Genomic DNA, 13,251 nt, shown 5'->3' with positions numbered 1-13,251 from the left:
TTGCCGTTGTCGGTTTCGGTGCCCATCTTTCCGCCGGGCAGGAGTTCTTGGATGAACCAGTGGTTCGTTCCGAGGTTCTGGCCGTAGAAGAACTGCTGTCCGTCGATCTCGAACGGGAACTGCACGGCGTACGGGTTGTTCCAGTGACCGTTGGCGGTCTCACTCCCCATTCTCATTTCCACGCTCCGTTCGGAGGGGGCTTCGATGACTCGCAGCCATCACTCAGGGATTTGGTGACGCCTGGTAGTCGGATGGCCTCGCACTGCTATTCTACGTCCTGCTTCGTGGTGGGACACGGCTCAAGCCGGGCCCGGACCGAGCCCGTCGGCCGTGTCGTCCCGTGACCTCGGGGTCCTCGCTGTCAGGCCTGGCGGGCGTAGGACGTGAGGCGATTGGCGAGCGCGCTGACGAGGTCGCGCAGTTCGTCGGGGCGCTCGATGACGAACGGCCGGCCGAGGCCTGGCGAGCACCGGAGGCAGCCAGTCGAGCCGTTCCACCTGCAGCTCGAAGGCGCCGCCGGCGTTCGGTCGCGGTGCCGTCCGGCACGGGCCGGCATCGCCTTCGTGGACACCTTGCCGCGGTGGTGCGGGCGGCGAATGCGAGCGGGCCGCCGCCGAAGCCGCGGCCGCCGAGGGGAAACGCGCCGGCTCCTGGCGGCGTCGCTCCTGCCCGGCCGGGGCGGCCCGGGCAGTGTCCGCTCGGGCCGACCAAGCTCATTGGTGGGGCGGGCCGGACACCTTGATTCCCGCCCCGCCCCGCGTCGGCGCCCATCGGGGTGGCAGGCACCGTCGCCGTCGGGCTGCTGATCTGACCGTCCGGACGCGGGAGAGGACACCGGGCACAGGGGTCAGCACTCGGGTGGTGGGGCGGCGGCGAGGAGCTCGCGTTTCACCTGGTCGTAGTCGGCCAGGGCCTGCGGGTCGCCGTGGTGGTAGTCGGTCCAGAACCCGGGACGCTGCCAGCGGGCGTTCGCGAGGCGGGTGCGGCCGCCTGCGATGACCAGGGTCCAGCCGGGGGGTATTCGGGTGTCCACTGTCTCGAAGTCGGCGGGGTCCCAGAGCAGCCCGGGGTCGGGTGTGTTGGGGCCGAGCACGCGGATCTGGCAATCGATGTCGTAGGTGACCATCTCCAGTACCGGGTAGACACCACCCACCCGGATCCCGTCGAACTCCGCGACTGGGATGTCGGCCGCGGGGTGGATGATTTGCAGACATCTGACTCTCATGGGAGAAGTCTCACCCTGGCCGATCCCCAGTTGCGGTCCGGGTCGTCGCGACGGATCCAGCGAGGCGGCCATGTCCGGTCGCGGGAGATGGGGCCGCCACCACTCCCCGCACCCGCCCCCGGCGACGCGGCAGGCCTTGCTCCGCCGCCTGGCGGCCCGCGAAGCCTGCGAGCGGCCGGGCCCGTACACGGCCCGGCCGCCCCCATGCGTGCGCTGCGGGCCGGCGCTTCTACCGCGCCGCCGCAGAAGACTTCCGGATCGCTGTCCCGGTCGTAACGGCGGCGGGGTGCGGGTCAGGCCGTGCCTGTCGCGCAGGTGGTTTCGAGAGCGATGAGGCGGTTGGCGAGGGTGCGGGCCGGGCCGGTGAGGCCCTTCAGGATTTCCCGGGCGTAGGGGCTCCGAGGGTGGTGGGCGAGGTCTTGGACGGCGCTCCAGAGTTCCGCGATGCCGGACAGGCTGTGCTGGACGTGGCGGATGGCGTCGTGGCGCTGGGCGAGGTACTGCTCGGCCCTCTGATGGGCGTGACGCCAGTCGATGTCGCCGGCTTCAGCGGTCGGGACGAAGGCCGGCGTGGTGGCGCCGTCGGCGACGCGGATGGCGTCGATCTCCTCGACGCGCCGGCGGAGGTGTTCCTCCTCCTGCCGGGCGTCGAGGGCCGCGATGGCGCCGGTGATGGCGAGGTCGCCTGCGATGACCTGTTCGGTGAGGTCGGGGGCGTGCTGCCGCAGTCGCGCGTGCTGGGTGAGAAGGGCCTTGGCGTCGGCCTTGCGTCTGCGGACGGCCGTGTAGGCGGCGTTGAGGGCGAGGGCGCCGGTGCGGACCTGTTCGGCGAGGTCGGGGGCGTGTTCGAGCACGATGGTGGCGATGGACAGCTGGGTCACGCTGATGCCGCAGCGGGCGGGGTCGGACGGGAGCGCGTGCGGGGAGAGTGCGCGTGCCATCGCGGTGATCATGGCGTGCTGACCCGGGGTGGTGTTCGGGTGGTCGCGGTTGGCGGACACGATCAGGCCGACCGGATCGTCACCCTGATAGGTGGTGAAGCGGGGTGCAGTGTCCGCCAGTTCGCAGGCGGCGAGTCGGCCGCGACCGTCCAGGAGAACACCGTCCGCGTCCAGGACGACGGGCTCGGTCAACCCGTCGCTCTCGATCTCCTGGGCGAGGTCGAGGAGTTCGTCGGGGCCGAGCATCGGGAACAGGGCGGTAACGGGGTGGACCTTCACGGTGGGGCAGCTCCTTGATCGGGGGTTGATGTTGGGGCAGAAGACGCCACACGGGGGCATATGGTTCGGCGGTGGCGCTCTTCGGCCTGGTCAGGGGCAGGCGCCGCCGCACGTGCCAGGCCACCCGGCGTACAGCTGACTGATGCTCGGCTTGCCACGGGCGACACCTGCGTCGGCGAGCACGTTGCAGATCAACCTCTGACGGAGGGTTCACCGCGGCTCGGGCAGGACCGCCTGTCCGAGCCGCAGCGCCACATGCCGGCCACGCTCGACACCCGCCAGGTCCACAACCTGATCCTCACCCTCGGGGAGGTCCGCTGTGACTCAGCCGGTCGTGGCAGCCGTCCGGGCGCTGCCCTCGGCCGACAGTCTCCGGATGTGCCGTACGGCGACGAGCGGCACGCTCACGCCGATCAGATTGCAGTACGCCACCGCTGCGTAGAAGCCGTCCGCGCTGCCGGCGGCGTGTGCCGCAGCGGTGCTGACCGCGACGATCAGGCCGAAGTAGACGGCGTTGAGCACGATGGCCCGGAAGCCGCCGCCGGTCTCCTCCATGACGGTCAGCGAGGTGAGCACGGGGCCCTGGACGGCGTAAGTGAGCGCCACGGCGCCCAGGTAGCTGCCGGCGGCTGCGGCCACCCCGGCGTCGCCGCTGATCAGCCGCACCAGTGGCTCGTGCACCAGCCACACCAGCACCGCGATCGCCACGTAGACCATGACGGTGACCTCGATGCCGCCGCGCATCAACGCGAGCATCCGCCGCCAGTCGCCTTTCCCGCGTTGCTGGTTGATGGTGATCGCCGTGGCCGTGCCCAGGACCATTCCCGGCAGCAGTACGACGTTCTGCACGGTGGACGCGACGGTGAACCCGGCCACGGCGTCCTGCCCGTAGTTCCCGAGGACGCCGATGACCGCGACGTTGTACGCGGAGATCAGGAGGAGCGACACGGCGATGGGCGCGCCGATGCGGCGCAGGTCGGTGAGGACTTCGCGCCGCCAGACCAGGACGGCCGGGGGATGCCACAGCTCGGTGCGGCGCAGCAGCACCAGGCCCATGGTCAGGCCGGTCAGACCCGCTGTCGCCTCGGCGAGGGGCACCGCCGCGATCCCGACGCCGGTGCCGAGCCCGAGGCCGGCCACGAGGCCGATCCGTACGCTCGCCGTGCAGACGACCAGAAGGGTGGCGTGCCGCACGTACCCGTAGCCGCGCAGGCCGGACGCGCAGAGCTCCGTCCCGACGGCCAGCAGACTGGCGGCGCTGGTCCAACGCAGGAAGGAGACGAACGTCTCCCGCTGCTCGGCGTCCACATGGAAGAGATCCGTCAGCAGGGGAGCCGCGATCGCGAGGACCGGGTACAGGGCCGCGCCGAGCCCGAGCCAGACCCTGGCCAGGCCGGCGGCGTTCGCCATGACGTCCCGGGGACGCCCGGCCCCCTTGCTGATCGCGGCGGCGACCTGGTGGGAGACCGCGAAGCCTACGGTCACGGCGAGGACGACGAGGCTGACCGGCTGATACAGGGAGCGAAGGTAAATGGCGTCGCCCCCCATCCGCCCCAGAATGGCGACGATGCCGAGCTGGACAGCGAAATTGAGGGATTCGGCCACTAAAAGCGGAACAGCGAGGCCCGATATGGTGCGCCACACGCCCCTTCCTTCCTGCGTGGCCAGGGAAAACATACGGACCTCCGGGAGTGCGACGGCTGGGCGTGAAGGGGGAGGAGTCGCGGGACGCTATCGACATTCACCGACGAATGTCCACGGAGGCCGGCCGGTTCGGGCCGCTGCCGCGTCGAACCGGCACAGGCTCAGGTATCCCGGGCGAGGGTCGTAGCCGGCCAGGCCGCTCCCGCGGGCCTGGCCGCCGCGTTCCTCGGACGCGGTGGGCGCCCGGCGACGAGGCCGGGCGTGCGGTGGCGGCACGATCCGGATGAGGCCTCGTCCTGGTACGCGAGCGTGGCCGACGAGGCGGTCGACGCCGCCGTGCCGGCCGGACTGTTGGCGCTGCGAGAGGCGCGATCCGCATCCGATCCGGGCATGGTGGCGGGCTTCGCCTGAGTGCTGTTCCCCGCATTCCGCCGCGTCGACCTGCGGGCCGAGCACCGGGACGGGCCGCCCGCCTCGGGGCTCACCGAAGACAGCGGGAGGGCGGTGCCGTAGCAAATCGCGGAGGTTGACGCTGAGTTCGCCCGGGCCGTCGGGGCCGTCGGGGACGACGGGGACGACGGGGCGGCCGAAGCCGGTGCGGGGGAGGCCTTCGACCGGGCCGGGCCGCGGTCAGGCACCGCGGGGACGTCAGGCGGTGCCGGCGCTGGCCAGGACGGGCATGGCGCTCCAGGTGTCCGCGGTCATTTCCATGACGGCCATGCGCATGGTGCGGCCGGCGTCGGGGCAGTAGCGCTCGGTCTCGCCGGCGGGGGTGAAGCCGAGTCGGGTGATCGCGCGGACCGCGTCGGCGTTCTCCAGGTATGCCAGGCTCCACACCCGGGTGAGGCCGAGTTCGGCGAAGGCGAGCTTGAGCATGAGCCAGCCGATCGCGGGAGCGCACCCGGAACCGCGGAGGTGCCGGGCCATGGTGAAGAGACCGGAGTACCCGGTGGTGTCGTCCTCGACGTCGAGGCGGATGCCGCCGACGGGGCGGTCGTCGCCTTGGAGGCAGGCAGCCAGCTGGTAGTGGCGGCGCGGCACCTCGGCGGCGGTCGCCACGGCCTCGTCGAGCCTGCACCGGATCCGGGTGTCGTCCATGACGCCGGTCGAGAGGTAGCGCATCCCCACGGCGTCGCCCCAGACCAGGCGCATGGCGTCGAGGTCGTCGGCGCGGTGGTCCCGCAGCCGGAGGAGGGCGGTCTCCAGGACCGGCAGCGTCGCGGGCGGACGTACAGCGGCGCGATTCATGATCGAATCCTAACGAGCCGCTTGACCACTGCCGGTCCTCCGGACCCCGGGCTGGGTGGTCGACCTGCGGCCGCACCGTGGCTTCGCCACCGGTGGGGACGGCGTGGTCCGCCTGCCGGGAGCAGGCCGTCAACCTTGATGCCCACCCCAGCGTCCGGCGCCGGGTCCGCGAAGCACACGGGAGGCGCTCCGGAGCAGGCCACCCGCGAAGGCGTCTTCGGGCGCCAGGCCTCCGGGCCCTTGTCGCCCGTGCTGCGGTTGCCGGCGGCGGAGACGGCGACGAGCCGGAGGTCGACCAGGTCGTCGGCGAAGGCCTTGCGGGTCCTGGTGTCCCGTTCGTCGGCCCCGACTGGCGGGGAACGTCATTCCAAGCACGCGATATTCGGAGGGCGTCGGCGTCAGCGAACCGTAGGGTGAGTGCGCCAAGACAGCCTGGTAGCAGGGGAGAAGAGTGCGGTCCGAGGAACATGCGGGGTGGGAGCGGGACTTCCCGGTCCGGTATCTCCTGGTGCGGGAGGACATCCACGGTGAGGAGGAGGACGTGCTGTGGGGGCGGTGCGCGGAGGTCGAGGGCCTGTTCATGGACCCGCCTCCGCTGCCGCGAGAGGTCCTGACACTGCGCGGCTGCCCGCGCGAGAGCCTGCTGGTCCAGGCCGTGGCGGCCGGCGCCGAACCGGTGCGGCTGCTGGGGGACGGAATGCTCTCGATCGAGCCTGTGGATCCCTCGAACGACGGGCCGGCCCGCTTCTGGGACCTGGAGGACACGGCTGTCCTGGCCCAGTGGCCCACGCCGGGCGATCCCGGGCGCGTGGACATCGTCGTGGGCACCGGCGTCAGGGAGGACCACTACGGGGGCGGCAAGCGGCTGCCTTCGAGTCCGCGGTTCGACCTGTGGTTCCCCTCGATCCACGGGGTCAGCCCCTCGGACAGTTGCCGTTCCATTGACGGCCTGCTCACCTCGCGCCCGCAGCGACCCACCCAGCCCGTGCACCTGATCGGCTGTGAACCCGCCGCACCGCTGCTGGCCCTGCTGTGCCGTCCCCTTCCACAGAAGGGCGACCCGATCACGCTCTGGCCCCTCGACCGCCACGGCCGAACGATGACCGGGTACCGCCTCGACCTGCACACCGTCGAGGCACGCCCGTCCGTCCTCGGCGGAACCCTGATCGACGTCACCATCACCGACCCCGGCGACGACCGCCCCACCCCGGCCGCACGCGCGGTCTGGGAGATCTGGTCCGACGGCGCTCCCACGCGGCCCAACCAGTGGGCACAGTTCGACGCCGAGGGCCGGTCCGAGTGGCTGAACCTCACCCACGTCGGCCCGGACGGGCCGAACGGCCTCTCCGGTGGGACGTACCACCTGGACGGACAGCACGTCACCGACAGGAGCGGCCTGCTCCTGGCGCTCGGCGAAGCCCTGCTCGGCCCCGGCGCCAACTACGGCACAGGCCTGGACGCGGTGCACGACTGCCTGTGCGGCGGGCCCTCCGTCGTCCCCCCGTTCACCCTCGTCTGGCACCACGCCGACATAGCCCGCCACGCCCTCGCCGGACACGTCCTGCACCACCGCGGCGGCCTGTCCTACTTCGAGGAGACCGTGAACCTCCTGCGCGAGAAGGGCGTCACCGTCGTACTCCAGTGAGGGAGGCGACGGACAATCCCGGCCCCCTTGAAGACGGCGCCTGACCTGGAGAAGGAACGGAGTGGGGCAACGGCCAGGCCGTCAGGGCCCGGTCGTGTCGTCTCCCGGTGCCCGGCCGGTGCTACGGGCTTCGAGGCAGGCGGTCCGGTCGGTGGCGGCGCGGCGGCGTGGCGGCGCTCAGGTTGACGCGGACCGGCTGGTGGCCCGGGCCTGGAGGCAGGCGGTCCGGTCGGTCGCGGCTCGGGCGCGGCTCGGGCGCGCCATCGGGTGAGGGTGGTGAGGCCGAGGCCGAGCATGGGAGCCGGCACGGCCGGGGGCATGTCCTGGGCGAGCCGGACGAGGGCGGTGGCGCGGCCGGCCGGCTCCACCGGCCGACCCCCCGGATCCGGTGACCGCACGAACCAGCCCCGCAGGGCGATAGGGGAGTTGGCCTGTTCCCGGCCCGCCACGGGGTGTCGTGGTGGATGATCGCTGCGTGAGTGCGACGTGGTGGGAGGGACGACGCGGTGCTCGGCTGGCGGCGCTGGCGTCGGCGCTGGTGTTCTTCGGCGCGGAACTGCTGGAGGACCCGGGTGTGGGTGAACTTGCCCATGCCGCTGGGGACCTGGCCGGGGAGTACCTCGCCAGCGACCTGGGCTGCGCCGTTCACCGTGCGGGTGGTCTGCTGCAGCAGGCTGCTGTCGCCCTGCACGCTGCCGATCGTCTGCGCGGTACCGCGGTCCCTGTGGTCAACCACCACCTGCGCGGCGCCGCCGCGGCGCTGGACCACGCCCGCGGCCTCCTGCGGGAGGAGTCCGGCCGCCGGTGCGAGCAGCCTTCCGTCACCGACGAGCAGCCTTCCGCCACCGGCGAGCGGCGGGCGCCGCCCTGGCCCGCGAGGCGGTGAACGCCCGGTGATCCAGTCCCAGACCGGCGGTGCCGACCTTGCCCGCACCGTCCTGTGCGCCGCGTGCCAGGCTGCCGGCCCGCCGCCTGCAGCGCCGTCACTACGCCTCAGGACGGAACGGCCGGGGGCAGCGCGAGCCGCCCCCGGCCGCTTCGTCGGCGTGCGGTCGCCGCCGGCGTCAGGCCGTCCTCGGCTGTGGCTTCCGCGTCCACCTCATCCGCCGCTGGACGGTTGCCGGTTGGCGTAGTAGTAGAGGGCGAGGTCGTCCGGGTGGTGGACGCGTTCCTCGGTGCCGCCGATCTCCTTGAGGATGAGGTGGGTCTTGTCGAGCGGGTGCTGGGTGATGAGCCAGGGGTTGTTGTCGCTCTCCTGCCAGACCTGGGCCCACACCTTGTCTCCGACGCGGACCTTGCCGCCGTCCTTCGTGCGGAAGTTCGATGCCATGGACCGTACATACCCGCATTCCACGCACCCGGACCGCCGGGCGGGGAACAGTTCCTCGGGATCGTCCCGCCGTCCGATCCTTGAACATTCTCAGCGCCAAGGCTCAATTCCCGTATAGCCACGGCCAGGTGGCGTGTAATAACTGCACCGGGCTGCGGTCGCGAAGGGCGGCGACGTCGGCGTGTGGCAGGCCCCGGAAATCGGGGTGCCGGTGCTGATGGTGGAGGTCGACCGCCCCATCATGGCCCCGGGCGACGTCGCCGCGAAGTTCCCCCGGTACCGCGAGCCGTTCCGCGTGAAGGTCCGCGACAACGACCCGGCCCTCGCTGACCGGGAGCCGGCCGACCGGACGGTGCACTGGTGGCGCCGCACCTGGCCCGGCCACACCCGCGCCGGGTGCCCGCCGGTCGCACTGGTCGTCACCGACGCCGGACCCCTCGCCCTGGCCAACCGGCAGAGGCCGTCGCCGAGGAGCGGAGTTCCGTCCGTGGGTAGGTGGTCAGGTCGCGTACGGCGTGCGCGCGTTCGGCTCTGGCAGGTCGAGCAGGTTCCTCCTGGCAACTGTGAACGGCCCGTGCTTCGCGTCCATACCTGCGGCTTCTATCCCGTCGTTGGCTCCCTTGCCATCGGTACCCAGGGGCCTCATCACTGTCATCGGTCGGTTGAAATCCGCAGGTTGCACCGCCCGGATCGGCCCTGCCGGCTCGGGAACGCGCGCCTGGCCGGTCCGGCGTGGTGGTTCTCGTCGACCGCGCTGACCGCCTCCTTCTCCTGCTGCCGTGCCCCGACTCTGCCCTGAAGTACCTTCTGCCGCGCCGTGGCCGTCGGGTTGAGTGGGACGTTGCCGACGATCCCAGGAGGGGCGGAGCCCGATGCGCAAGCAGGAGAACGAGGAAGCCACCAGGGCCAAGGCCGGCCGGGAGGCGGGGCACGCGGCCGCTCAGGCCGGGCACCCACGGTCAAGACTGCTCGGCCTCCAGGCCACCGTGGGCAACGCGGCGGTCGTCCAGATGCTCCGCCGGGCCGGCCACGGCCCGGACGAAGAGGAACACCGGCACGGGGACGGCTGTGGCCACGAGGGCCCCGCCGTCCAGCCTGCCGCGGCCCCGGCCGTTCAGCGCTCCTCCGTCCACGATGTCCTGCGCGGCCCCGGCCGGCCTCTGGACCAGGCCACCCGTACGGACATGGAGTCCCGCCTCGGCGCCGACTTCTCCGACGTACGCATCCACACCGGCGGCGCCGCGAAGGCCTCCGCCGCCGAGGTCGGCGCGCGTGCCTACACCTCCGGCAGCGACATCGTCATCGGCGAGGGCGGGGGCGGCGCGCACACCCTCGCCCACGAGCTCACCCATGTCATCCAGCAGCGCCGGGGGCCGGTCAGCGGTACCGACAACGGCAACGGGCTGAAGGTCTCCGACCCCTCCGACCGCTTCGAGCGCGAGGCCGAGGCCAACGCCCGCGCGGTGATGAGCCGTCCGGCCCCGCAGGCCTCCTCCGACGTGCAGCGTTCGGCCGGCCCCGGGACCGGGACGGCCGGTGCGGCGGAGGCATCCGTGCAGCGCACCCTCGCGGCAGGCCTCCCGAAGGGGACCCCGGTTGTCAAGCACACGGACGAGGGGGACGTAGAGGGGCAGACGATCCTCAGTTTCGGCTTCGGGTCCTATCTGATCTCCGAGGGCACGGACGGCAAGAAGCCCCGGGCGTCCATCAAGGACAAGTCGTGGGGGACGGTCGAGGACCGGGGTGCATCCCGCGCGGAGTACGAAGCGGCTCGCGCCCTGGAGTTGGACCCGGCGGTCCTCGCGGCCAAGCAGAAGCAGAAGGACCTCGACCTCGGCGAGAACTACCTCAGCGCCGACTACCGCCGGATCAACCCGCTCCTCGCGGCCCTCGGGCAGGTCGGCTTCACCCCCGGCGAGATCGCCACCCCCGGCTTTTCCTACAAGTCGAAGGAGAGCGAGGTGCTCGACACGTGGCGCAGCGTCGCCATGGCGCGGGGCTACGCAGACGAGCAGAGCACGGCGGCATGGGACGAGAAGCACCTCGCGGCCACCTTCGACATCTTCGCCCGGATCAACGGCGTGTGGGACGACTTCACGACGCCCCCCGCGAACGCGGACGGCAACGTGGTGCGGGGCGACAGCAAGCACCTGTACGAGTCGTTCGGCGGCATCCTCAAGCAGCAGGAGAGCCACCCGGACGGTGGCTACGTCTCGGTCGACCAGACGATCGAGTGGCCGGCGATCCTGTCGACCACGTACGGCGATCCGTTGACTCACACGTACGTGGCCGGCAAGGAAATCGTCTGGGATTTCGGCCTCCCGGAGGACCACCGGGGAAGGGCGCTCGGCAGGAACAACCAGTCCGAGGAGGAGATGACCTTCCCCATCGGCACCAAGATCCACATCAGTCAGATCCTCGTGCGGAGCGGCGATTTCCGGCAGGAGCGGTCGGCGAAGTACGGCGAGAGCGCGGTCGTGATCGTCTTCGCCGACATTCTGGCGGGACAGGGACCGACTCGAGGGGTCTGACCCCCCTTTCGGATCCTGCCGCCCGGACCCCGCCGCTAGCTTGCGGTTTCCTTCGTGCTTGCGGTTTCCTGCGCGCCGGAACCGAGGACCGAGGCTGCAGCTGTCCTTGCCCGCCTGGAGCGCCCCGGTTGCAGTCGTATCTTGCCGCCGTGGCGGTGCCGCATGAGGCTGAGCGAGCTCTCCGCGACGGTGACGGCCGACGGGGGTCTTCTGGCGGCCCTGTACTACCTGGGCCGTCGGGTGCTCCCGGGCCGGGTCCGTTCTGCCGCGGGCCGGTTCCACCATCGGCCCGTTCCGGAGCGGATACGGCCGAGGGGCCTGGTGCGTGGTGTGCGCACCGGGCCCCTCGGCTCCGTCCCCGTCCGGCCCGGACTCGGCTCGTGGCGTCCGTCGCGGGTCGTGGGGTGGGTGGATCGGTCGGCGGATCGGCGGGCGTGGCCGATCGGCGGCTGCGGCCGATCAGTAGTTGTGGTGGATCTGCCAGTAGGCCCAGGCCTGGTTCGGGCTGCCGTAGCGGCTGTTCATGTAGTCGTAGGCCCACTTGATCTGGGTGGCCGCGTTGGTCTTCCAGTCGGCACCGGCGGAGGCCATCTTGCTGGCCGGCAGCGCCTGGCCCAGGCCGTACGCGCCCGAGGACGGGTTGGTCGCGGTGACGTTCCAGCCGCTCTCGTGGGAGATGATCTGGTCGAAGGAGGCGAGCTGGTCGGCGGGGACGATGCTCGCGGCCAGCGACTGCGGCGTGGCGGCCGAGGCGGCGGTCGGGACGACGGCGGCGCCGATCGCGACGATGCCGGTGGCGGCGGTGAGCAGGGCGGCGGACTTGCGCATGCGGGTGGAGATCACGGGCATGTGGGAGTTCGACCTCAATCGTGGGGGCGTCTCGTCCCGCGGCCGGCGGGCCCGTCAGGGCCCGTGGGCGGGAGTCGGCGCCGGGGCGGTCACGCATGGTGACTGCCGGACGGGAGTCGCGGCAGTGGATCGGACCACCGCCGCAGCTGGCGACTGAGCCATTGTTAGCGGGGTCCGCGGCCGGCTCCAAGGGGTGTCCGCTACGACGCGGCGTCGTAGTAGGGCCGGGTGGAACACGCCCGTCGGACGCGGGCCGCTACCCGCCGTCCGAGCGGTCAAACATGACTAAAACCGGACTTTCGGTGCGATTTGCACCGGCTTGATCTGCGGAAACGACGGAGGTTCGGGCGCGGCCGCGGGAGCGCGGCAGCTGCTGCGCCCGGCGGGGCGTACGCGGCGGACGGGCCGGGCGGGCGGCCCACTAGGAAGGGTAGGAGACCCGCCGGGCGCGTGAGAACCGTCACGGGCCACCGGCTCCGGCACCCGCCCCGAAGGGGATCCGGCTCACACCGCGGTGACTGTCGGCAACCATCCCGTGGCGCTGTCGCCGTCGGTCCGGCACCCCTCACCGAGGCGCCGGACGACCCGACGGCCGCGCAACCGAGGCCGGGGCCGCCGGACCCCCCGCCCCGGCCGTGCGGCACACCCGAGCGGCCGCCGCCGTGCCGCGGAGGCCCGCCCTACCCCGCCCTACCCCTTCCCCCTCTCCTCTCTCAGGCGTTCTTGAGGGTGCCGCCGTCGATGACGTGGTCGGCGCCGTGGATGTTGGCGGCGCGGTCGGACAGCAGGAAGGCGACCAGGTCCGCCACCTCCTCGGGTTCGGTGAGGCGTCCCGAGGCGATGCCGAGCCTCCCGGGCAGGCCGGCGAGCAGGTCGCCGTGGTCGACCCCGGAGGCGGCGGCCACCTTGCCGCCGAGGCGGTTCGGGTCGGTCCACTGCGGGCTGGTCGTGGGGCCCGGGGAGACGGTGTTCACGCGGACGCCGCGCGGTGCCAGTTCCTCGCTGAGCCGCTTGCCGAACTGGGTCAGCGCGGCCTTGGCCTCCGCGTAGCCGACCGGTGCGCCGGCGGGCATGCGGGCGTTGATCGAGGAGATGTTCACGATCGCGCCCCGGCGTTCCAGGATGCTCGGCAGTGCCGCTTTGGTGGTCCACACCGCGCTGAACAGGTTGAGGTCGAAGATCCTCTGCCACTGCTCGTCGTCGGCGTCCAGGAATCCGTCGAGGGACAGGTGCTCCGGGTCGCCCGCGCCGACGTTGTTGACGAGGAAGTCGATTCCGCCGACCGCGTCGAGCGCCCGGCCGACGACCGACCGCGCCCCGTCGCGGGTGCTCAGGTCGACGGGCACGGCCGCGGCGGCGGCCTCCTCCAGCTCCGGGGTGACGGTGCGGGCGGCACCCACCACCCGGACGCCCTCCGCGGCCAGGGCCCGAGCGATCGCGAGGCCGATTCCGCGGCTCGCGCCGGTGACCAGAGCGGTCTTTCCACCGATACCGAGGTCCATGTTCTCCCCCTGCTGCTTGGATGACAGATTCTTGAACTGAAGGTCTAAAATCAGGGC

At 71.9% G+C, this 13,251-nt stretch carries 10 protein-coding genes and 1 pseudogene; 3 read left to right on the top strand and 8 right to left on the bottom strand.

All coding sequences use genetic code 11. From position 1 onward, the window contains the following. Positions 1-361: 361 nt before the first annotated feature. The 5 genes and pseudogenes from ACFC1F_RS19715 to ACFC1F_RS19695 all read right to left on the bottom strand — a co-directional run. Positions 362-506 (bottom strand): annotated as a pseudogene (locus ACFC1F_RS19715) (transcriptional regulator); the annotation flags it as partial. A gap of 341 nt (positions 507-847) precedes the next feature. Next, entirely contained in the window at positions 848-1,225 is a 378-nt protein-coding gene (locus ACFC1F_RS19710) for a hypothetical protein (RefSeq protein ID WP_376159888.1), read from the bottom strand. Positions 1,226-1,518: 293 nt separating this feature from the next. Next, positions 1,519-2,445 carry a hypothetical protein gene (locus tag ACFC1F_RS19705; RefSeq protein ID WP_376159886.1) on the bottom strand — a complete coding sequence of 309 codons (927 nt, stop codon included), beginning with the start codon at positions 2,443-2,445 and terminating at the stop codon, positions 1,519-1,521. Positions 2,446-2,769: 324 nt separating this feature from the next. Further along, entirely contained in the window at positions 2,770-4,122 is a 1,353-nt protein-coding gene (locus ACFC1F_RS19700) for an MATE family efflux transporter (protein WP_376159884.1), read from the bottom strand. A gap of 615 nt (positions 4,123-4,737) precedes the next feature. Then, positions 4,738-5,337, bottom strand: a complete 600-nt coding sequence (locus ACFC1F_RS19695; protein ID WP_376159882.1) for a GNAT family N-acetyltransferase — start codon at positions 5,335-5,337, stop codon at positions 4,738-4,740. Positions 5,338-5,788: 451 nt separating this feature from the next. Between ACFC1F_RS19695 and ACFC1F_RS19690 the strand changes: the two genes are divergently transcribed. Both ACFC1F_RS19690 and ACFC1F_RS19685 read left to right on the top strand, forming a co-directional pair. Then, complete coding sequence (locus ACFC1F_RS19690; protein ID WP_376159880.1) at positions 5,789-6,982, top strand: barstar family protein; 1,194 nt, start codon at positions 5,789-5,791, stop codon at positions 6,980-6,982. A 475-nt stretch (positions 6,983-7,457) separates the two neighbouring features. Next, positions 7,458-7,868: a hypothetical protein gene (locus ACFC1F_RS19685; protein WP_376159878.1), complete on the top strand. Its 411-nt coding sequence runs from the start codon at positions 7,458-7,460 to the stop codon at positions 7,866-7,868. Positions 7,869-8,081: 213 nt separating this feature from the next. Here ACFC1F_RS19685 and ACFC1F_RS19680 read toward each other — a convergent pair whose 3' ends face one another. After that, positions 8,082-8,312: a hypothetical protein gene (locus tag ACFC1F_RS19680; RefSeq protein WP_376159876.1), complete on the bottom strand. Its 231-nt coding sequence runs from the start codon at positions 8,310-8,312 to the stop codon at positions 8,082-8,084. Between the two features lie 872 nt (positions 8,313-9,184). Between ACFC1F_RS19680 and ACFC1F_RS19675 the strand changes: the two genes are divergently transcribed. Further along, positions 9,185-10,843 (top strand): DUF4157 domain-containing protein, encoded by a 1,659-nt coding sequence (locus ACFC1F_RS19675; RefSeq protein ID WP_376159874.1) that lies wholly within the window; start codon positions 9,185-9,187, stop codon positions 10,841-10,843. Between the two features lie 459 nt (positions 10,844-11,302). On the opposite strand, the gene ACFC1F_RS19670 is transcribed toward ACFC1F_RS19675, so the two are convergent. Together ACFC1F_RS19670 and ACFC1F_RS19665 are read right to left on the bottom strand one after the other, a co-directional pair. Next, complete coding sequence (locus ACFC1F_RS19670; RefSeq protein ID WP_376159872.1) at positions 11,303-11,692, bottom strand: transglycosylase SLT domain-containing protein; 390 nt, start codon at positions 11,690-11,692, stop codon at positions 11,303-11,305. A gap of 713 nt (positions 11,693-12,405) precedes the next feature. Further along, positions 12,406-13,194 carry an SDR family oxidoreductase gene (locus ACFC1F_RS19665; protein ID WP_376159870.1) on the bottom strand — a complete coding sequence of 263 codons (789 nt, stop codon included), beginning with the start codon at positions 13,192-13,194 and terminating at the stop codon, positions 12,406-12,408. Positions 13,195-13,251 lie beyond the last annotated feature (57 nt).

This window comes from Kitasatospora sp. NPDC056181 (assembly GCF_042266225.1).
GTDB lineage: Bacteria > Actinomycetota > Actinomycetes > Streptomycetales > Streptomycetaceae > Kitasatospora.
This window is presented reverse-complemented; position numbering and strand designations above follow the sequence as displayed.